General features: G+C 59.2%; 18 protein-coding genes. 10 read left to right on the top strand and 8 right to left on the bottom strand.

Annotated elements, in window-relative coordinates:
• Window positions 1–66 precede the first annotated feature (66 nt).
• The gene (locus ACHQGU_RS12840) at window positions 67–1,206 is read right to left on the bottom strand and encodes an ROK family protein (RefSeq protein WP_395495278.1); all 1,140 of its coding nucleotides are present in this window, start codon (window positions 1,204–1,206) and stop codon (window positions 67–69) included.
• Between the two features lie 183 nt (window positions 1,207–1,389).
• Here ACHQGU_RS12840 and ACHQGU_RS12845 point away from each other — a divergent pair, with 183 nt between their 5' ends.
• From ACHQGU_RS12845 to ACHQGU_RS12865, 5 genes are read left to right on the top strand one after another with little or no spacing between them, the layout of a single operon-like run.
• Window positions 1,390–2,316, top strand: a complete 927-nt coding sequence (locus ACHQGU_RS12845; RefSeq protein ID WP_395495279.1) for an ROK family protein — start codon at window positions 1,390–1,392, stop codon at window positions 2,314–2,316.
• On the top strand, window positions 2,303–3,034 hold the full coding sequence (locus ACHQGU_RS12850; protein ID WP_395495280.1) for a copper homeostasis protein CutC: 732 nt from the start codon (window positions 2,303–2,305) through the stop codon (window positions 3,032–3,034). Before ACHQGU_RS12845 ends, ACHQGU_RS12850 begins: the two co-directional genes overlap by 14 nt.
• Window positions 3,031–4,518 (top strand): sodium:solute symporter, encoded by a 1,488-nt coding sequence (locus ACHQGU_RS12855; RefSeq protein WP_395495281.1) that lies wholly within the window; start codon window positions 3,031–3,033, stop codon window positions 4,516–4,518. Before ACHQGU_RS12850 ends, ACHQGU_RS12855 begins: the two co-directional genes overlap by 4 nt.
• Complete coding sequence (locus ACHQGU_RS12860; RefSeq protein WP_395495282.1) at window positions 4,515–5,819, top strand: exo-beta-N-acetylmuramidase NamZ domain-containing protein; 1,305 nt, start codon at window positions 4,515–4,517, stop codon at window positions 5,817–5,819. The genes ACHQGU_RS12855 and ACHQGU_RS12860 overlap by 4 nt, the downstream gene beginning before the upstream one ends.
• Window positions 5,820–5,837: 18 nt before the next feature.
• The gene (locus tag ACHQGU_RS12865) at window positions 5,838–6,752 is read left to right on the top strand and encodes an N-acetylmuramic acid 6-phosphate etherase (protein WP_395495283.1); all 915 of its coding nucleotides are present in this window, start codon (window positions 5,838–5,840) and stop codon (window positions 6,750–6,752) included.
• Window positions 6,753–6,776: 24 nt separating this feature from the next.
• Here the strand turns inward: ACHQGU_RS12865 and ACHQGU_RS12870 are convergent, their stop codons facing one another.
• The 7 genes from ACHQGU_RS12870 to ACHQGU_RS12900 all read right to left on the bottom strand — a co-directional run bounded on the left by ACHQGU_RS12870 (window position 6,777) and on the right by ACHQGU_RS12900 (window position 12,296).
• A complete protein-coding gene (locus ACHQGU_RS12870) occupies window positions 6,777–7,232 on the bottom strand; it encodes a 23S rRNA (pseudouridine(1915)-N(3))-methyltransferase RlmH (RefSeq protein WP_061491445.1) in 456 nt (151 codons plus the stop codon).
• Between the two features lie 86 nt (window positions 7,233–7,318).
• A complete protein-coding gene (rsfS, locus tag ACHQGU_RS12875) occupies window positions 7,319–7,771 on the bottom strand; it encodes a ribosome silencing factor (RefSeq protein WP_043550215.1) in 453 nt (150 codons plus the stop codon).
• A gap of 89 nt (window positions 7,772–7,860) precedes the next feature.
• Complete coding sequence (locus tag ACHQGU_RS12880; protein WP_395495284.1) at window positions 7,861–8,523, bottom strand: nicotinate-nucleotide adenylyltransferase; 663 nt, start codon at window positions 8,521–8,523, stop codon at window positions 7,861–7,863.
• An 8-nt stretch (window positions 8,524–8,531) separates the two neighbouring features.
• Window positions 8,532–9,761: a glutamate-5-semialdehyde dehydrogenase gene (locus ACHQGU_RS12885; RefSeq protein ID WP_395496440.1), complete on the bottom strand. Its 1,230-nt coding sequence runs from the start codon at window positions 9,759–9,761 to the stop codon at window positions 8,532–8,534.
• Between the two features lie 124 nt (window positions 9,762–9,885).
• Window positions 9,886–10,980, bottom strand: a complete 1,095-nt coding sequence (gene ychF, locus ACHQGU_RS12890; protein ID WP_395495285.1) for a redox-regulated ATPase YchF — start codon at window positions 10,978–10,980, stop codon at window positions 9,886–9,888.
• Window positions 10,980–11,561, bottom strand: coding sequence for an aminoacyl-tRNA hydrolase (gene pth / locus ACHQGU_RS12895; RefSeq protein ID WP_395495286.1), 582 nt, complete (start codon window positions 11,559–11,561; stop codon window positions 10,980–10,982). The genes ychF and pth overlap by 1 nt, the downstream gene beginning before the upstream one ends.
• An 84-nt stretch (window positions 11,562–11,645) precedes the next feature.
• The gene (locus ACHQGU_RS12900; protein ID WP_252353949.1) at window positions 11,646–12,296 is read right to left on the bottom strand and encodes a 50S ribosomal protein L25/general stress protein Ctc; all 651 of its coding nucleotides are present in this window, start codon (window positions 12,294–12,296) and stop codon (window positions 11,646–11,648) included.
• A gap of 169 nt (window positions 12,297–12,465) precedes the next feature.
• Between ACHQGU_RS12900 and ACHQGU_RS12905 the strand changes: the two genes are divergently transcribed.
• The 5 genes from ACHQGU_RS12905 (at window position 12,466) to shc (ending at window position 19,205) form a co-directional block, all read left to right on the top strand.
• A complete protein-coding gene (locus ACHQGU_RS12905; RefSeq protein WP_395495287.1) occupies window positions 12,466–13,524 on the top strand; it encodes a threonine aldolase family protein in 1,059 nt (352 codons plus the stop codon).
• Between the two features lie 71 nt (window positions 13,525–13,595).
• Complete coding sequence (gene aspS / locus ACHQGU_RS12910) at window positions 13,596–15,392, top strand: aspartate--tRNA ligase (protein ID WP_395495288.1); 1,797 nt, start codon at window positions 13,596–13,598, stop codon at window positions 15,390–15,392.
• A gap of 64 nt (window positions 15,393–15,456) precedes the next feature.
• On the top strand, window positions 15,457–16,371 hold the full coding sequence (locus ACHQGU_RS12915) for an EipB family protein (protein WP_395495289.1): 915 nt from the start codon (window positions 15,457–15,459) through the stop codon (window positions 16,369–16,371).
• A 142-nt stretch (window positions 16,372–16,513) separates the two neighbouring features.
• Window positions 16,514–17,080: a TetR/AcrR family transcriptional regulator gene (locus ACHQGU_RS12920; protein ID WP_062248417.1), complete on the top strand. Its 567-nt coding sequence runs from the start codon at window positions 16,514–16,516 to the stop codon at window positions 17,078–17,080.
• 43 nt (window positions 17,081–17,123) lie between these two features.
• Window positions 17,124–19,205 (top strand): squalene--hopene cyclase, encoded by a 2,082-nt coding sequence (gene shc / locus ACHQGU_RS12925; protein WP_395495290.1) that lies wholly within the window; start codon window positions 17,124–17,126, stop codon window positions 19,203–19,205.
• Window positions 19,206–19,275: the final 70 nt, after the last annotated feature.

The following is a 19,275-nucleotide window of genomic DNA, read 5'->3' on the forward strand; positions in this document are numbered from 1 at the left end:
CTTTTACAGCATGTTCTCGTTTTTCGTTGCATAAATGACACATTCCGAAGGCGGTCTGACTCGATTTCAAACGCCACCATGCCCAAATATAAAGTAACGGGCGGCAAGGCTTGCCGCCCCCCGCGCAAAACTATCTGGCTCAAAATCGCGAAAATTGATCATGGTATGGGCATTTGTCCAATGCAGGATGTGAGATTCGGCCTCATATTGCAGGGCATTCCCGTACACGCCGTCTTTCAAAGCCGGGTCAAGCATCACAACCACATGGCTGGGATCGAGCATCTGAATCAGCTGGGCTGTTGCTATCCCCATGGCAGACCCCGCCCTGTGCAGAATACTCAGGGCATCTGAGTGCCCCTCCGCCGCCAGACGCGTCAGATCCATCGTATTGGTGGGCAAACCCGCCTGCCTCGCTGCATTCCCAATCGCGAGAAGCGACGCCACAGTTTCCAGACACCCGCGATTCCCACAGCGGCACGGCAAGGCTTTCTGAGCATCTACTGCGATAGGCGCATGAGAAATTTCACCAGCACCACCCGCATTTCCCCATAACAGGCGACCATTCACAATATGGGCGCACCCAATGCCATGACTGACAAAAATCATGCTGAAATCCGGGCTACCTTTAAGGGGGCCAAAAAGCTGCTCCCCAAGAATCAGCGCCTTGGCATCATTTTCCACCCAGACAGGCAGGCCCGCGCGCTCCGCCAGCATTGCCCCTATCTTGATATTCCGCCACCCCAACGCCGTACAGGCCAGACAGGTCTGCCGGTCTCTGGCGACAAAGCCGGGAAGAGCGAGACCAATGCCAGACAGTGTCCCGCGCTCTTTCCCCAGAGACGCCCGTAAAGTTTTGATCGTTTTGACCAGAAGGGCCACGCAGGCCTCCGGGTCTGCAAGGCGCGGCACTTCAATCCTATTCAGCGTTGTTCCATGCAGGTCCGTCAGCACAACAACAGCCGGGTCATCCTGCAGGGAAATTCCTATGAACGATGCCGCATTGGCCCGCACAACCAGCGGTACAGAAGGGCGACCCGCTCCATAAACAGGGTCCTCTTCACTCAGGATCTCCTGATCCAGCAAGTCACGAACCAGTGCCGAAATGGCCGCCTTACTCAGCCCGAGTTCTGCTGCAAGTTCGGTTCGGCTTTTTGCCCCGCTACGGCTGAGAACGCTGAGAATCTGATAATGGCCTGAAGACAGCATGGTCTGCCCTTTACCTGCAAAAACGAGCGGAAAGATAATTTATGACATGAAACAAGTCCCGCAAACAGGTGGAATGTTATTTACAAACTCCTTTTGAAACATTAACCCGGAAGACTATAGGCTTAACGGGGCGCTCTTTTTGCGCATCGTGTTCTCCAGCGCGTTACAATCACGGATGTCCTTATGCTTCTTTGTGCAGACATCGGCGGATCGTTTATCGATTTTGCTCTCGTCCATCCTGATGGCAGAGTGGAACAGCGCCACGCCGTGCCAACGCCGACTGACGATGCCAAGACCTTCATCACCGCTCTGCAAACACTCTGCGCACCTTATTCGGGCGTGCCGCTGCATATCGCCATTGCCGGCGTGGAAAACCCACAAACTGGCCATGTGCACGCCGCCAATATTCCCGGCATTTGCACCATACCGCTCAGAGAGCAACTCAGCCTGCACACACATCGCCCCGTTCGGATCGGGAATGATGCGGACTGTTTCGCTTTGGCCGAAGCACGCTTTGGCGCAGCCAAAGGACACCGTAATGTATTCGGCCTTATTCTGGGCACCGGCATTGGGGGCGGGTTTGTGCTTGACGGGCAGATTGTGCCAGGGCTGGGCGGCATAACCGGAGAGCTTGGCCATGCGCCAGTTGTTATTGCGCCGCCGCTCCTGAAAGACCCGGATGAGATCCGCGCAACCGTGCCACTGTTCCCCTGTGGATGTGGCCAGTCAGGCTGCCTGGATACCATTGCCGGGGCCCGCTCTCTTGAACGCCTGCATCTCTGGGCTGGCGGGCAGGCTGAAACAAGCCATACCATTCTCAAACTTTGGGAAATGGGTGATGTGCAGGCCACAAAAACCATGTCCGTCTGGATGACCTATACCAGTGCGGCACTGGCCCATATCCTTAACGTGATTGGCAGCACAGTTGTCCCTGTTGCGGGTGGGCTGAGTAACTCCACTTTGCTTGTTCAGACGCTGGACCGCGCAGTGCGGGACCGTATCCTCTCTCCTACCACTCAGCCCCTCCTCCGGCGCGCCATTCTTGGAAAAGATGCCGGAATTCTTGGTGCCGCCTGCCTTGGGCCGGAGCTTTGTTATGATCCGTGTTGAAATCTGCATAGAAACACCGCAAGGCATTGAAGCCGCCCATTCCGCCGGAGCGGACAGACTGGAACTCTGCGCCTCTCTGGATGTTGGCGGCCTGACCCCCAGCATGGGCCTGATGCAGTATGCCGCCCAGCGCCCTCTGCCTGCCCTCGCCATGATCCGCCCACGGGCGGGGAGCTTCATTTTTGACGCAGATGAAGCCGTCGTCATGCGGGATGATATCCGTGCGGCACGCCAGGCCGGTCTGGCGGGCGTTGTTCTGGGTGCACTCCGGCCAGACCGGCATCTGGATCATGAACTGCTTCTACGCCTTTCCGAGGCATGTGGAGACATGGAGCGCACGCTGCACCGGGCGTTTGATCTGACGCAAGATCCTTTTGCTGAGCTGGAATTTGCAATTTCCGCAGGCTTTACACGTATTCTGACATCCGGCCAGAAGCCCTCAGCACCGGAAGGTGCCGACTGTCTCGCCCGTTTGCAGCAGCAGGCGCGGGGCCGGATTATCATTCTGGCAGGAAGCGGCGTGAAGGCGGACAATGTCGCCCCCCTGATAAGCCAGACGGGTGTTACGGAAGTGCATGCTTCGTGCCGAAAACCTGCTGTTCCCATCGCAGAGGATGCGGCCTTTGGTTTTGGCTCGCAACCAGTTGTAACGGACCCGGACGCCATTCGCGCCCTGATTGCCGCAACACGGCAGACTGAACGGAGCCGCCCCGTATGAACTTGCTCGACCTGACTGTCATGCTGGCCTATCTGGCAGGGATGCCTCTGCTGGCCGTCATGCTGTCCGGTCGGCAATCCTCCACCACCGCTTATCTGGAAGGTGGGCATGATCTGCCATGGTGGGCGCTCTGCCTGTCCATGGTGGCAACAGAAACCTCAACCCTGACGGTTATCAGCGTGCCCGGCGTCGCGTTTGGCAATGGGATGGTGTTTGTCGGGCTGGCGCTGGGCTATCTGTTGGGCCGGGCGATTGTGGCGTGGAAATTTCTCCCACTTTACTGCTCGGGGCGCATGCTGAGCGCTTATGATTATCTGGGCCAGCGCTTTGGTTCCCGCATGCAGCGTGTGGCCTCCGCCACCTTTCTGGGCACACGCGTTCTGGCGGAAGCCGTCCGGTTGTTTGCTGGCATGCTACCTCTGACGGCCATGCTTGCTGCCACGCATATGGCAGTGCCGCATCTGGTACTTCTGACAGGTGTTGTTGGCATCACGCTATTTTATACTTTATGCGGCGGCCTGCGCGCTGTGGTTTGGTCAGACGCCATTCAGTTCTGCCTGTATCTGGGGGGCTCGGCTATTTGTGCGGCCCTGCTGATGCACGGCCTGCCAGCAGGCAGCTTCAGCGCCTTGCAGCATGCCGGAAAATTCGCCCTGTTTGCCCACGCCAGTTCCCCTTTCAGCAGCGCCTTTACCCCTATTGCCGCCATTGGGGGCGGGACGCTGATGACTCTGGCTTCCCACGGCACAGACCAGTTGATGGTGCAACGTGTGCTGGCAGCCCGCAGTTTGAAAGAAGCCCGCATGGCTCTGATGGGCAGTGCTGCTGGGGTCACGGCTCTGTTCTTTTTGCTGTCTGGGGTTGGTATTTTGCTGTGGCTATATCATGGTCAGGTGCCGTTACAGGCAACAGGGCTGTCTTCCCTCGACGCCATTTTTCCTGACTACATTGTGCACGGATTGCCTGCTGGCCTGCGCGGCCTGATGGTTGCGGCCATTCTGGCGGCTACCATGGGGTCCCTTTCCTCAACCCTGTCCGCCATGACCGCCGCCACTGTTGGAGATTTCTCTTCTCTCTGTGCGTGGCTGGGCCGCAAACTTTCCCTGAGCCAACTGGGGTTGGCACGTGCCTTTACGGTATTCTGGAGCGTCATTCTTGTTGGCTGCTCCTTGCTGTTTGCGCAGGGGAGCCAGTCTGCTGTGCTGCTGGGATTCTCCATCGCAGCTTGCGGCTACGGCCCGATGCTGGGCACGTTTCTGGCTGGCATGGCGATCCCGTCTGCCCGTGCGACGGAACTGATCCCGGCCTTCTGCCTGACCGTGCCGCTCGTGCTGCTGGCCATGGTCAGCCTGCATCCGGGTGGCCACCCTCTGGCCTTTCCCTGGCTGATTCTGACAGGCATTTGTCTGCTGTTTTTCTTTGCGGCCAGCCTGCGTCTGGCACGCAGTCTCCTGCCCCGTTTTGCACGGAAACCTGACGCATGACCCAACTGCCCCGTCGCACTCTGGCTCGCCACAGCGGCAAGGCCCTGCTTGGGCTTGGTGGTGCCCTGCTTGCCACCCGCATTCCGGCACAGGCAGCCACTCCGCAGACAGTCACGCCATGCCAGAAGCCGCCAGCAGGCCGTGTTAAAATTGGATTTGAGAAACTGCGAGACGGAGGCTACGCGCCGCTTCTGGGCCACAAGGTGGGTGTGATTGCCAATGTGGCCAGCGTGGATAACAGCCTGACATCCATTGTGGATTGTCTGCATCAGGCTCCTTCCGTGCAGTTACAGGCCATTTTTGGGCCGGAGCATGGGTTTCGGGGTTCCATGCGGGAAGGCTTTTCAGAACCGGAAACGCAGGACCCGGATACAGGCTGCACGGTGTATGATATTTACACAAAAACCGGCGACGCTCTGAAAAATATTCTGAAAAAATCAGGCATAACCCTGATCGTTTTTGATATTCAGGATACCGGGTCCCGCTTCTACACCTATATCTGGACCCTGTTTGATTGCATGATGGCCTGCGCAGAGCTTGGACTACCCCTGCTGGTGCTGGACCGCCCCAATCCCATTTCCGGCCTGGACGCATCCGGCCCGGTTCTGGACCCTCGGCTGGCGTCTTTTGTGGGCCGCGCACCTATTGCCCTGCGCCACGGCATGACGGTGGCGGAACTCGCGCGTCTGTTCAACGCTGCGTTTGTGAAGAAGCAGACCGGCCGAACAGCCGCTCTCGACATCATCCCGATGGACGGCTGGCAGCGGGACATGTTTTTTGAGGACACCGGCCTGACATGGTGCCCGCCCAGCCCCAACATGCCCACCCCTTTAACGGCATTGGTCTATCCGGGAACCTGCCTGTTTGAAGGCACCAGTTTTTCGGTAGGACGAGGTACCACCATGCCTTTTCTCTATCTGGGGAGTGCCGCCGTGGATGGTCGAACCTGGGCAGAGGCTGCTACAAAAGCCGGATGCGCAGGCACGGCCTTTCGGGATGTGTGGTTCACCTCCCTTGTTGATCCGTTTAAAAACACGCTGCTCCACGGGCTGCACTGCGCAGTGACGGACCGTGCCAGCTTTGACCCGATTGCCACCGGCATGACGCTGCTCAGCACGGGGCGTCATCTGGCCGGCTCCTCCTTCTGGCGAGGCACTGGAAAAACCTTTGACCAGCTCAGCGGGAATACGCAAATCCGCACCCTGCTGGATAAGGGGGCTGAGGCTCCTGCTCTGGCAGCACTGTGGGAGAAAGACCTCGCATCTTTCCGCGCCCTGCGCCAGACATTCCTTTTGTATTAATCACAGGATTTTTGTTGCATGACTCAGCAGGTTCCATCTTCCGCCGGTGTTCCGGCCAAAACCGAAACATATGATTCCCGGTATGAAGCGCTGGACCTCTGGCCGACCGGCACGCTGCTGGACGCCCTGCTGGAAAGCCAGCTTGGGGCCGTGGCCTCCGTCAAAGCCGCACTTCCCGGTATGGAAGAGGCCATTACGGCGGCCCTGCCCCGCCTGCAGCGTGGCGGACGGTTGTTTTACGTGGGTGCCGGCACGTCTGGCCGCATTGGCTTGCAGGACGGCGTAGAACTCATCCCGACCTATGGCTGGCCGGAAGACCGTCTGGTTCTGCTACTGGCAGGTGGCGATGCGGCCCTGTTCCAGCCGGTAGAAGGGGCTGAGGATGATGAAGAGGCCGCCCGCACCGCCATCACAACGCATAAGGCTGGCCCGAATGACGTGGTCATTGGCGTCGCCGCCAGTGGTGGCACACCTTACACCTGCGCGGCCCTGACCTGTGCGCGTGCTGCAGGCAGCCTGACTATTGGTCTGTCATGCAGTCCGAACACCCGCCTCCTGCGTGATGCGGAACTCGGCCTGCTGATTGAAACCGGGCCGGAAGTGGTCGCCGGTTCCACCCGCATGAAGGCTGGCACCGCGCAGAAAGTGGCGCTCAACATGCTCTCCACAGCGCTGATGATCCGGCTTGGCCATACATGGCGCGGGCAGATGGTTGATATGAAGATCGTCAACGCCAAGCTCGTGCGCCGCGCCCACCGCATGGTGCAGCAGTTGACGGACTGCACGGAAGCCGAAGCAAAAGATGCTCTGGAAAAAGCCGAAGGCAGCATCAAGCTTGCCGTTCTGGTCTGTTTTGGTTTTGCCCCGGACGAAGGTCGTGCTCTTTTAAAACAACACGCAGGCAATCTGCGGACTGTGCTGAAAAACCGCTAAACGACGCTTTGGACTAGCCGCTTTTTAAGGTCGCCCGGCCCGATGGTACGGGTGGCCTGCGGCAATCGCCTGTGCGCGGTAAATCTGCTCAACCAGCATGATCCGCACGAGCATATGCGGCCATGTAAGCGTGCCAAAAGTGAGTTTGGCGTCGGCCCGCTGAATGACAGATGCATCCAGCCCCTCCGCGCCCCCAATTACAAAGCAGAGCGGGCGTCCAAGAGCGGACCAGTCCGCAATGGCTGCGGAAAACGCCAGACTGTCAAAGGCGCGTCCGGCTTCATCAAGTGCCACCAGAAAAGCCTGATCCGGACAGGCGGCCAGAATGGCCTGAGCTTCCCGCCGCTTGATTTCATCCGGGCTGCCGCGACCATCCGCCAGCTCTACAATATCGAGCTTTGGGCGCAGGCGTTTGAGATAGCGTGCAACAAGCGCCTGTTCGGATTTGTCCTTCATGCGCCCGACAGCAATCAGCTTCATCCCGCACTTTCCCCTGATGTAAAAAAATTGGGGAAGCAAAGCTGCTTCCCCATTGCATAAGCGCAAATCTTAAACCTGATACGGGATCAGACAGGCGTCACAGCCTCTTCGTTCCCGTCATCAAGCTCAGCGCCCCACATTTTTTCCAGACCGTAGAGCTCGCGCGCTTCCGGCTTGAAAATGTGGACCACGATATCGCCCGTATCCAGCAGCACCCAGTCGGACCCGTTTGCGCCTTCAACCAGAACGCGCTTGATGCCGATATCTTTCAGCTTGCGCTCAATATGCTGGGCCATGGCGGAAATCTGACGGTCCGCCACACCGGTGGCAATCACCATGCGGTCCGCAAAGGAGGCACGGCCTGTCAGGTCGATAACAACGATGTTCTCGCCCTTATCATCTTCCAGGCTGCTGACGATGATGTCGAGCGACTGTGCGATGATATCCGGAGAGGCGGCCTCACGCTTGACCTTGCCCTTCGGCCCGGCTGCGGCGGCTTTTTTACGGACAGACCCCGTGACCTTGGCGGCCCCGGCCAGAGCCGGTTTGGGGGATGCTGTCTTTTTGGTGGCGGCCGTGGAGGACCTGCTGCGCGCAGATGCTTCGGCGGGTGGCTTGCTGGTTATGATCATTCTCCTGAATTTAACGTATTGGGCACGGTGGCATGGCCCGCACCATCCCCAAAGCCGCCCCGCTGACGAATTGATGTTGCAGATATACCGTTTTGTCGCCCCGGAAGAAAAGTCCATACTGGGGGTGAAAGATCGGGCAGCAGACGTGCCTGCCGCGAGGGCAGGCGATAATGCGCCAGATAATGCGCCGCAGCCCCCCGTAAAGCCTGCATATTCTGCCCCGGGCGCGGCATGACGGCCACTGGCACACGATGCAGCAGACGCTTCCAGCCTTTCCATTTTGGCAGGGTGACAAAGCCATCCGCCCCGGTCAGCCAGACAAAATGCACATTTGGGAAGCGCATTTGCAGCTTACCCAGCGTATCAAACGTGTAGCGCGTGCCGAGTCGGGCTTCGATATCCGTGGCAATCAGCCTGCGTCCATCGGCCAGAGTCGCCGCCGAGGCCAGACGTCTGCCAAAAGGTGCCATCCCCGCCGCCGGCTTGAGCGGATTACCCGGTGAGACCATGAGCCAGACCTGATCCAGCCCCAGCGCCCCCAACGCACGGCGCGCAATGGTCTGATGCCCCAGATGCGCGGGATTGAAAGACCCACCCAGCAGACCAATCCGCGCACAGCGACGGTCTCCCCAGGTGGGAATCGTATCCCGGCAGACCATGCCGGGTTTCAGGTCCGCACCTGCCCTGTGCCGATCACCTCGTAACGGAAGGTTGTCAGTTGCTCCACGCCCACTGGCCCCCGGGCATGGAAGCGGCCCGTCGCAATGCCGATTTCCGCACCAAAGCCGAACTCGCCACCATCACAGAACTGGGTGGAAGCATTCCACATCACCACCGCACTATCCGTCCCGTTCAGAAAACGGGTTGCGACGGCTTCATCAGACGTGACGATGGCTTCTGTATGGGAGGAACCGTATTTCTGGATATGGTCCAGTGCTTCATCCACACCATCCACCACGGCGATGTTCAGCACGGCATCCAGCCATTCCGTGGAAAAATCCTGCTCTGTCGCGGCAGGCAGATCCGGCATAATCGCCCGGGCTTCTGCATCTGCATGGAAGGTGCAGCCGAACTCCGCCAGATCACTTACAATCAGGGGCAGCAGAGAGGGCGCAATCGCAGCATCAATCAGCAGCGTTTCAGTCGCGCCACAAATGCCCACACGCCGCATTTTGGCATTCAGCACAATACGGCGGGCCATGCTCGGGTCCGCAGCAGAATGCACATAGGTGTGGCAGAGGCCATCCGCATGAGCCAGAACCGGTACACGCGCTTCCCGCTGCACACGTTCCACCAGAGAACGGCCACCACGGGGAATGAGCAGATCCACCAGACCAGCAGCCCCCAGCATATCCGCCACATGGATACGGTCTGCGTCCGGGGCAATCAGCACGGCGTCTTCCGGCAGATCAGCCGCGCGCAGGCCAGCCTGAATCGCAGCATGAATCGCCCGCGCACTGTGCAGGCTTTCCGACCCACCGCGCAGCAGCACGGCGTTGCCGGACTTGATGCACAGACCCGCGGCGTCCGCACCCACATTGGGCCGGCTTTCATAAATAACGCCAATCACGCCAACGGGTGTTGCCACACGGCGGAAGCGCAGGCCGTTGGGGCGCGTCCATTCTTCCAGAATTCGGCCAACAGGGTCCGGCAAGTCCGCCATTTCCTCAAGCCCAACCGCCATAGCTTCCACCCGCTCGGGGGTAAGGGTCAGGCGGTCACGGAACGCATCGCGCGCCGTAGAGGCTTCCAGATCCTTCGCGTTGGCGTCCAGAATAGCCGGACTGGCCTCACGAATAGCAGCAGCAGCAGCCCACAAGGCCCGGTCCCGCGCGGAGGACGGAGTTTGTGCCAGAGTGCGGGACGCCAGTCTGGCCCGACGCGCCAGGGCTACCATTGGGCCTGGCACAGCCCCGGAAACCGTCTGCTGTGCCACACCCTGTTGCCCGTCTTCCTGCGCCTTCATGATGGCGTCCTTCATCCCCGTTTCTCTGTTGTCCAAACGCTCTGTGCGGTCTCGCTCAGACGTTAAAGCGGAACAGTAGGACGTCCCCGTCCTTCACCACGTAATCCCGCCCTTCAATCCGTAGGCGACCGGCTTCTTTCGCACCGGCCTCACCCCCGAACTGAATGTAATCATCATAGGCTACTGTTTCACATGCAATGAAGCCACGTTCAAAATCATTGTGAATTACGGCAGCGGCCTGCGGTGCCTTGGTGCCTTCAGTAATGGTCCAGGCACGGGTTTCCTTCGGCCCCACCGTAAAGTAGGTGCGCAGGCCCAGCAGGCCGTAACCTGCTGCAATCACACGATCCAGACCGCTATCGCTCAGGCCCAGACCTTCCAGAAACTCGCGGCGTTCTTCATCCGCCAGCTGGCTGACTTCGGCTTCAATCGCGGCGGAAACAATCACCACGGCAGCGCCTTCTTCTGCCGCCTTGGCCTGCACTTTTTTGGAGAAATCATTCCCGGTGGCTGCGGAGTCTTCATCCACATTGCACACATACAGAACCGGCTTGGTGGTCATCAGCTGCAAGCGACGCACAGCCTCTTCCGCCCCGGCCGGAATGGCGGTGCGGGCCGGACGGCCTTCCTTGAGCGCTTCGATCAGCGGTTCCACCACGTCAACCTGCGCCATGGCTTCGGCATCACGGTTCTTGGCGCGTTTTTGCAGGGCAGGCAGACGCTTTTCCAGCGAATCCAGATCCGCCAGCATCAGTTCCGTTTCGATGATTTCCGCATCACGCACGGGGTCCACGCCCCCTTCAACATGCGTAATGTCATCATCTTCAAAGCAACGCAGCACGTGGATAATGGCGTCCACTTCACGGATATTAGCCAGAAACTGGTTGCCCAGCCCTTCCCCGCGGGACGCGCCCCGCACGAGGCCGGCAATATCCACGAATTCCAGACTGGTGGGCACTTCTTTCTGGGATTTACCAACCGTTGCCAGCTTTTCCAGCCGGGGGTCCGGCACGGCTACGCGGCCCACGTTGGGCTCAATGGTGCAGAACGGATAGTTAGCCGCCTGCGCTGTGGCTGTTGCTGTCAGCGCATTGAACAGGGTGGACTTGCCCACATTGGGAAGACCGACAATACCGCAATTAAACCCCATCAGCCTTTACTCCCATCTGGCAACGCAACCTGCGTCATGAATTGATCCGACCGGCCTTCAGCCAGCAGAGGCGCTGCATCTGCCATTTTATCCAGCAGAGGCTCCAGCCAGGTCTGTCGGTCCGTGTCTGTAAAATTTCCAAGCACCCAGCCATGCACGCGCTCCCTGGCACCGGGGTGTCCGATACCAATCCGCACACGCCAGTAGTCCGGAGTGCCAAGCATCTTGTCCATGGAACGCAGGCCGTTATGCCCTGCAGCCCCGCCACCGCGCTTGACCCGCACCTTACCCGGCGCAAGATCCAGCTCGTCATGAAAAGCGGTAATATGGTCGGGCGTAATCTTATAAAACGCCGCGGCTTCCTGCACACTTGTTCCGGAAAGATTCATGTACGTCATGGGGCGCAGCAGCAGCACGCGATGCGTGCCAATCCGGCCTTCCGAAACGAGTCCCTTAAAACGGGTCCGCCATGGAGAAAATCCGTAGCGGCTGGCAATGGCTTCCACTGCCATGAAACCGACATTGTGCCTGTGTCGGCTCATCGAAGACTCGGGATTACCGAGTCCGGCCCAGAGCAACATCACTGGTCCTGCATCTTGGTGAGTTGGGGGCACGTGCTGTGCACATGCCCCCATCCTCTAATTTTCAGAACGTCAGTCTGGCGTTCAGGCAGAAGGAGCTTCTGCTGCTTCGCCTTCTTCAGCTTCGTCAGCTGCATCAACGCTCGGTGCGGCGATCGTGGCGATCACGAAGTTGGGGATATGCACCAGCGGGGTCACGTTTTCCGTGCCCTTCAGGTCTTCCCAACGCACGTTGTCGTTGATGTCCAGTTCGGACAGGTCAACCGTGAAGAATTCAGGGATGTGTTCTGCATCCGCTTCAACTTCAACCGTGTGACGCACGATGTTCAGAACGCCGCCGCGCTTGATGCCCGGAGCTTTTTCTTCACCAGAGAAGTGAACGGAGACTTCAACGGTCACTTTCTGACCAGCTGCCAGACGCATGAAGTCGATATGTTCCGGAGAGTCTTTCACCGGGTGCAGCTGGATGTCACGAATCAGGGCGCGTTCGGTGCCACCACCGGCAACCTTGATTTCGTAAACGCGTGAGCGCCAGCCGGAAGCCTGAATCCCTTTAACAACAATGCGGGGATCAAGAGCGATCAGAGTCGGTTCTTTTTTACCGCCATAAATCACGCCCGGTACCAGACCAGCACGTCTCGTTGCACGCGCTGCCCCCTTACCAGCCTTCGCGCGCGCCGAAACTTCGATAGATGTAATCTTGGACACGTTGAATTCTCCTAAAAACCAAAACATGCAGGCCTCCAGGGGTGCCTGCACGGTGCGGTCGCCATACCGGAAAGGGGTGAGAAAAGCAATGCTTCCGACCATTGGGCGGCAGAAAACCCCGCAATAAGGCTATGACGGACAGAGCCGGAGGCGGTATAGAAGCCCCTCCCCGCGCCCGCCAACCCGGACCATGCCGATGTCAGACACGCCGCAGCAATTTGCCAGTGACAATTATGCGGGCATCTGCCCGGAAGCACTGGAGGCCATCACCCGCGCTTCCTCTACCGTCTCCGCCCCCGCCTATGGGGATGATGCCTGGACCCGTCTGGCGGCCGACGCCATCTGCACCCTGTTCGGCACGCAGGCCTCGGTCTTTTTTGTTCTGACGGGCACGGCGGCCAATGCGCTGGCGCTGGCCACGCTCTGCCCGCCGTATTGCAGCGTGATTGCGTCTGACATTGCCCATATCGAAACATCGGAACGCGGTGCGGCCGAATTCTTTTCCGGCGGCAGCAAGCTGCTCACACCCCCCTGCCCGGATGGCAAGCTGACGCCAGACGCCATCCGCCTGTGCCGCCGCAAGGCCAGCAGCCCCCATGCCTCGGAACCTGCTGTGGTCAGCATCACGCAGCCGACGGAAAACGGTCTGCTTTACACGCTGGAAGAAATCCGTGCGCTGGCCGAAGTCTGCAAGGAATGTGGGCTAAAACTGCATATGGACGGGGCCCGGTTCGCCAACGCTGTTGCAGCACTAGGCTGCACACCAGCCGCCATGACGTGGGAAGCAGGCGTGGATGCGCTGAGCTTTGGTGGCACCAAGAACGGTCTGGCCGTGGGCGATGCCGTAGTGTTTTTTGACCGCTCTCTGGCCCGCGGCTTTGCCGAACGCGCCAAGCAGGCCGGGCAACTGGCCTCCAAGATGCGGTTCATCACAGCTCCCTGGCTGAGCATGATCAAAAGCGGTGCGTGGCTGCGGAATGCGGAGCATGCCAATGCCAGCGCCCGCCAGTTCGCACAGGCCATAGAGACTATTCCCGGCGTGCAGCTGGCCTGGCCCGCGCAGTCCAATGCCGTGTTTCTGCTCATGCCCGAGCAGGCCATGAACAGCCTGCGTGCCAGAGGCTGGCGATTCCATACCTTCTTTGGCGCAGCGGCCCGCTTCCTGTTTGCATGGGATGCGCAAAGTGCCGCCATTGAGGCGCTTGCAGCCGATATCCGCGCCTGCATGACACGGCATCCCACGTCTTTCCCTTGACATCTGCGCGGCTCCCCGGCTTCCTCCCGCGCAGTTATAGAAACACAGGCCCTCAATTTCAGGACGAGAGAATGCACCCTTACCGTACCCATAGCTGTTCGGCTCTTCGCGCACAGGATGCCGGCACCACAGCGCGCCTGTCCGGCTGGGTCCACAGCAAACGGGACCACGGCGGCCTGCTGTTTATCGATCTGCGCGACGAAACCGGCATCACCCAGATTGTGATCCCCGCGGGTGACCCGGCCATGGAGCTGGCTGAAAACACCCGTGTTGAAAGCGTGATTACGGTCACGGGTGAGGTGGTCCGCCGTGAGGAAGCCACCCGCAACCCGGATCTGGCCACCGGCGATATTGAAGTGCGCGCCCGTGAGTTTGTGGTGCAGTCTTCCGCCGCTGTTCTGCCCCTGCAGGTCGCTGGCCACGAGAACTACCCGGAAGACCTCCGCCTGCGCTATCGCTACATCGACCTGCGCCGCGAGAGCGTGCACCACAACATGCTGCTGCGCGCCCGCGTGATCCAGAGCATGCGCAAACGGATGACGGATCTGAACTTCATTGAGCTTCAGACCCCCATCCTGACCGCATCCTCTCCGGAAGGCGCACGCGACTTCCTCGTTCCGGCCCGCATGCACCCCGGCAAGTTCTACGCCCTGCCGCAGGCCCCGCAGCAGTTCAAACAGCTGGCCATGGTTGCCGGATTTGACCGCTACTTCCAGATTGCCCCCTGCTTCCGTGATGAAGCCTCCCGCGCGGATCGCTCTCCGGGTGAGTTCTACCAGCTCGATTTCGAGATGGCCTTCGCCACGCAGGATGAAGTGTTCGCGACACTGGAAGACGTGATGTCCGGCCTGTTTACCGAGTTCGGTAATGGCCGCACCGTCAGTCAGGCCCCGTTTGAACGGATCCCCTACGCCCGCGCCATGAAGGTTTATGGCTCTGACAAGCCGGACCTGCGGAATCCGCTGCTGATTTCTGATGTGACGGAAGAATTCGCTGGCTCCGGCTTTGGTCTGTTTGCCCGCATTGCGGCAGGTGGCGGCGAAATTCGCGCCATTCCGGCCCCCGGTGCTGGAGACAAGCCGCGCGCGTTCTTTGACAAACTGAATAACTGGGCCCGCGAGTCCGGTGCCGGTGGTCTGGGCTACATCATTTTTGAGGCAGAAGGCGGCAAAGGCCCGATTGCCAAAAATCTGGAAGCGGACCGCGTTGAAGCCATTCGCACCAAGCTGGGCCTGAACGCGGGTGATGCCGTGTTCTTTGCCGCTGGCAAAGGTGATGAAGTGGCCAAATTCTCTGGTCTGGTCCGCACCCGCATTGCGGAAGAGCTGAACCTGATTGAGAAGAACGCCTTCCGCTTCTGCTGGATTACCGACTTCCCGATGTATGAAATGAACGAGGAAACGGGACGCATCGACTTCTCGCACAACCCGTTCTCCATGCCGCAGGGTGGTCTGGAAGCGCTGAACACCAAGGACCCGCTGGAAATCAACGCTTACCAGTATGACATTGTGTGTAACGGCATTGAGCTGTCCTCCGGCGCAATCCGTAACCATCTGCCAGAAGTGATGATCCGCGCCTTCGAGATTGCCGGTTATCCGGAAAGCGAAGTGGAAGCCCGGTTTGGCGGCATGCTGAACGCCTTCCGTTACGGTGCGCCGCCGCATGGTGGGTCTGCTCCGGGTGTGGACCGTATTGTCATGCTGCTGGCGGATGAGCCGAACATTCGTGAAGTCATCCTGTTCCCGCTCAACCAGCAGGGCGAAGACCTGATGATGGGCGCTCCGGCTACCGTGCCGCCGGAACGGCTGAAAGAGCTTTCTCTGGCTCTGGACCTGCCCAAGCCGAAACCGACCGTTAAAAAAGACTGACGCACGTCAGATGCCGCATCCGGGGTGGTTGCGCTCCCGCCCCGGATGCTCTTTTCTCGCAGGCATGACTGCATTCCTCCGCCGCCATGCCCGTCGGGCGTTCAGCCACATTAGCCCGACACCCCGACCAGACGGGGGCCGCCCCTTCCGGGCCTATCTGGCCTCGGCGTTTCTTTTAAGCGCCCTGCCCTCTGCCTGCCTTGCAGCAGCACACCCTTCTTCCCCCACTCCGGCATCCGCCCCAGCGACCGCCACCAGCGCACTGGTTGGCCAGCGGGCGCTCTATGACCTCAGTCTGGCGGAATCCGGCGGTAACACGCTTTCCGCCACGGGCAGCATGACCTATGTGGTGCGCGATACCTGCTCGGCATGGTCCACCCAGCAACATCTGGACATTCAAAGCGCGACCCGAAACGGGGGCGCCGTCAATATGGTGTCCGACTACACCACGCTGGAAAGTAAGGATGGTCGGCATCTGGTGTTTCGCACTGTGCAGAAATCCAATGACGCCGTGCTGCAGGTTGTCAGCGGAGAAGCCAATGTCGATGCGCAGGGGCACGGCGTGGTGCAGTATGACAAGCCGATCAAGAAAACGCTAAAGCTGCCTGAGGGCACGCTGTTCCCCATGGCGCACACCGCCGCCATTCTTGCCGCAGCCCAGCGTGGCGCACCGAATATTGCCCCCTTGCTGTTTGACGGCACCGGCCCCGATGGCGCGCAGGAGACATACATCACGCTTCTGGGCTGGGGACCGCCGAAAGACCCGGTCACGTCCCCCACTCTGACCAATCAGCCTGCCGGGCGCGTGCATGTGGCGTTCTTCAGCCGCACGCCGGACAGCATCTTGCCAGACTACGAGATTGGCATGCGCTATTTTGCAAATGGTGTTTCGGACATGCTGGATATGGATTTTGGCGATTTCCGCATGCGCGGCACCCTCCATAGTTTGACCCTTCCGCCGCGCGCCGCCCACTGCTGACGCCGCGAACCGTGCATAAGGCGCGGAAGCACCGCACCACTGGGCCACGCAACGGGCATGGCTGTATGCCCAAAACAGGCTTGTAAGGGAAAAATATCTCGTTTAATTCCGATTGGACGGAAACAACGAGCAAGAGAAGGTTATGGCACGCCCCAGAACCATCAACCGGGAACGGGTCATGGAGTGTGCGGAGCAGCTAGTCCAGAGAGACGGCGCAATTGCCCTCACACTCGACGCTGTCGCCCGGGAGGCCGGAATTACCAAAGGCGGGTTGCAATACTGTTTTGGCAGTAAGGACGACCTGATTACGGCCCTGATTGACCGCTGGATTACAGCTTTCGATTCAGAAGTGCAGAAACACACGCCGCCGGACGCCAGTCCTGCTGATAAGGCACGGGCATATGTTCAGGCCTGTGGCCAGCTTGATGATGCAACCCGCACCCGGATTGCCGGCACGCTCATCACCCTTCTGCAATCTCCAGATCATCTCAAAAAAATACGAGACTGGTATGCCAGCTGGCTGACAAACGATGTCTGCCATTCTGATGAAGCACGGCAGATCCGCACAATGATTTTTGCTGCAGAAGGTGCTTTTTTTCTCCGCAGCTTTGGTTTTATCACCATGCCAGACGCAGAGTGGCATGCGGCCTTTGCGGATATTCAAAAACTGATGTTGCCGAAAGAGGCAGCCAGACCATCAAAAACCTGAATCGTCCAGACAAGATCTTCTATTTTTTGTAGGTGTTTATAGAATGAATATGCCACTATTCAAAAGTATGGGAAACAGCCTGACCCATACTGTCTCTTCCGCCTGTGAGTGGTTGATCAGCCAGCAAAAGCCCGATGGCCACTGGGTTGGGCCAGTTGGGTCCAATGCCTCCATGGAGGCAGAATGGTGTCTGGCACTGTGGTTTCTTGGTCTGGACGACCATCCGCTGCGCCCGCGTCTGGGCAATGCGCTGCTGCAAACGCAGCGGGACGATGGCTCATGGGGGATTTATCTGGGTGCAGGCAACGGGGATATCAACGCGACGGTTGAAGCCTATGCGGCCTTACGCTCACTCGGCTATGCGGAAGACCATCCCGCTCTGCACAAGGCCAGCACATGGATTGCGCAAAAAGGCGGCCTGAGAAACATCCGGGTTTTCACGCGCTACTGGCTGGCGCTCATCGGGGAATGGCCGTGGGAGAAAACCCCCAACCTACCGCCGGAAATTATCTGGTTCCCCAACAAGTTTGTTTTCTCCATCTATAATTTTGCGCAGTGGGCGCGGGCCACGCTGGTTCCGCTAGCCGTGATATCCGCGCGCCGCCCCAGCCGCCCCCTGCGCCCGCAGGACCGCCTGAATGCGCTCTTCCCTGAAGGGCGTGTGAATTTTGACTATACGCTCCCCAAGAAGGAAGGTCGGGATCTCTGGTCAGATTTCTTCCGCACGACGGATAAAGGCCTGCACTGGCTCCAGTCCAAATTTCTCAAGCGCAATACAATACGTGAAGCCGCCATCCGCCATATGCTGGAATGGATCATTCGCCATCAGGATGCGGATGGGGGCTGGGGCGGTATTCAGCCACCGTGGGTTTATGGCCTGATGGCTCTGCATGGAGAAGGGTTCCAGTTCCATCACCCCGTCATGGCCAAGGCGCTTGATGCGCTGAATGATCCCGGCTGGCGTCATGATAAAGGCGATGCCTCCTGGATTCAGGCCACGAACAGCCCGGTGTGGGATACCATGCTGGCCATTATGGCTCTGCATGACGCCAAAGCAGAAGAACGCTTCACACCACAGATGGACAAAGCTCTGGGCTGGCTGCTGGACCGGCAGGTCCGCGTGAAGGGCGACTGGTCCATCAAACTGCCCAATGTGGAACCGGGCGGCTGGGCCTTTGAATATGCCAATGACTTCTACCCGGATACGGATGATACCGCCGTCGCGCTGATCGCCCTCGCCTCCTGCCGCCACAGACCGGAATGGAAAGAACGCGGCGTTGAAGAGGCCATTGCGCGGGCCGTACGGTGGCTGGTCGGCATGCAGAGCTCCTGCGGCGGCTGGGGGGCTTTTGATAAAGACAATAACAAGACCCTTCTTTCCAAAATCCCGTTCTGTGATTTTGGGGAAGCGCTTGACCCGCCCTCTGTGGATGTGACGGCGCATATTCTGGAAGCCTTCGGGATTCTTGGCCTCCCGCGTGACCTGCCGTGCATTCAACGCGCGCTGGCGTATGTCCGGGCTGAACAGGACCCGCTGGGGCCGTGGTTTGGCCGCTGGGGCGTGAATTATGTCTATGGCACCGGGGCTGTTCTGCCTGCTCTGGCTGCCATTGGGGAGGACATGACGCAGCCCTACATCACCAAAGCCTGTGACTGGCTGGTCGCCTACCAGCAGGAAGATGGAGGCTGGGGTGAAAGCTGTGCGTCCTATATGGAGGTTTCCTCCATTGGACGCGGTAAAACCACACCGTCTCAGACAGCGTGGGCGTTGATGGGGCTGATTGCCGCTGGCCGCCCGCAGGATTATGCCGCGATTGAAAAAGGCTGCCGCTATCTGATTGACCGGCAGGAGCCGGATGGCAGCTGGACGGAAGAAGAATATACCGGCACCGGCTTCCCAGGATACGGCGTTGGTCAGACCATCAAGCTGGATGATCCGGCTTTGTCAAAACGTCTGCTTCAGGGCGCAGAACTCTCAAGAGCGTTCATGCTGCGTTATGACCTGTACCGGCAGTTTTTCCCCATCATGGCGCTTAGTCGGGCAAGCCGCCTGATAACGCCAAACGTCACCACGGAAAAGGCGATTAACGCTGCCAAAAAAAACCTGGCAGAAGCCGTCGCTTAAACTTTCCACAAACAAAAACGGGCAGCATTTTTACAATGCTGCCCGCTTGCAAAGAGCGAATGATCGTTCC

Origin of the sequence: Acetobacter sp. KSO5, from assembly GCF_044094635.1 — a bacterium.
In the GTDB taxonomy this organism is placed as follows: Bacteria; Pseudomonadota; Alphaproteobacteria; order Acetobacterales; family Acetobacteraceae; genus Acetobacter; species Acetobacter cerevisiae.

Excerpts from the sequence above, each read along its gene's own strand:
- ACHQGU_RS12840 (WP_395495278.1), bottom strand. The coding sequence starts at position 1,206 with ATGCTGTCTTCAGGCCATTATCAGATTCTCAGCGTTCTCAGCCGTAGC.
- ACHQGU_RS12845 (WP_395495279.1), top strand. The coding sequence starts at position 1,390 with ATGCTTCTTTGTGCAGACATCGGCGGATCGTTTATCGATTTTGCTCTC.
- ACHQGU_RS12850 (WP_395495280.1), top strand. The coding sequence starts at position 2,303 with ATGATCCGTGTTGAAATCTGCATAGAAACACCGCAAGGCATTGAAGCC.
- ACHQGU_RS12855 (WP_395495281.1), top strand. The coding sequence starts at position 3,031 with ATGAACTTGCTCGACCTGACTGTCATGCTGGCCTATCTGGCAGGGATG.
- ACHQGU_RS12860 (WP_395495282.1), top strand. The coding sequence starts at position 4,515 with ATGACCCAACTGCCCCGTCGCACTCTGGCTCGCCACAGCGGCAAGGCC.
- ACHQGU_RS12865 (WP_395495283.1), top strand. The coding sequence starts at position 5,838 with ATGACTCAGCAGGTTCCATCTTCCGCCGGTGTTCCGGCCAAAACCGAA.
- ACHQGU_RS12870 (WP_061491445.1), bottom strand. The coding sequence starts at position 7,232 with ATGAAGCTGATTGCTGTCGGGCGCATGAAGGACAAATCCGAACAGGCG.
- ACHQGU_RS12880 (WP_395495284.1), bottom strand. The coding sequence starts at position 8,523 with ATGGTCTGCCGGGATACGATTCCCACCTGGGGAGACCGTCGCTGTGCG.
- ACHQGU_RS12885 (WP_395496440.1), bottom strand. The coding sequence starts at position 9,761 with ATGGTAGCCCTGGCGCGTCGGGCCAGACTGGCGTCCCGCACTCTGGCA.
- ychF (WP_395495285.1), bottom strand. The coding sequence starts at position 10,980 with ATGGGGTTTAATTGCGGTATTGTCGGTCTTCCCAATGTGGGCAAGTCC.
- pth (WP_395495286.1), bottom strand. The coding sequence starts at position 11,561 with ATGTTGCTCTGGGCCGGACTCGGTAATCCCGAGTCTTCGATGAGCCGA.
- ACHQGU_RS12900 (WP_252353949.1), bottom strand. The coding sequence starts at position 12,296 with ATGTTTTGGTTTTTAGGAGAATTCAACGTGTCCAAGATTACATCTATC.
- ACHQGU_RS12905 (WP_395495287.1), top strand. The coding sequence starts at position 12,466 with ATGTCAGACACGCCGCAGCAATTTGCCAGTGACAATTATGCGGGCATC.
- aspS (WP_395495288.1), top strand. The coding sequence starts at position 13,596 with ATGCACCCTTACCGTACCCATAGCTGTTCGGCTCTTCGCGCACAGGAT.
- ACHQGU_RS12915 (WP_395495289.1), top strand. The coding sequence starts at position 15,457 with ATGACTGCATTCCTCCGCCGCCATGCCCGTCGGGCGTTCAGCCACATT.
- ACHQGU_RS12920 (WP_062248417.1), top strand. The coding sequence starts at position 16,514 with ATGGCACGCCCCAGAACCATCAACCGGGAACGGGTCATGGAGTGTGCG.
- shc (WP_395495290.1), top strand. The coding sequence starts at position 17,124 with ATGAATATGCCACTATTCAAAAGTATGGGAAACAGCCTGACCCATACT.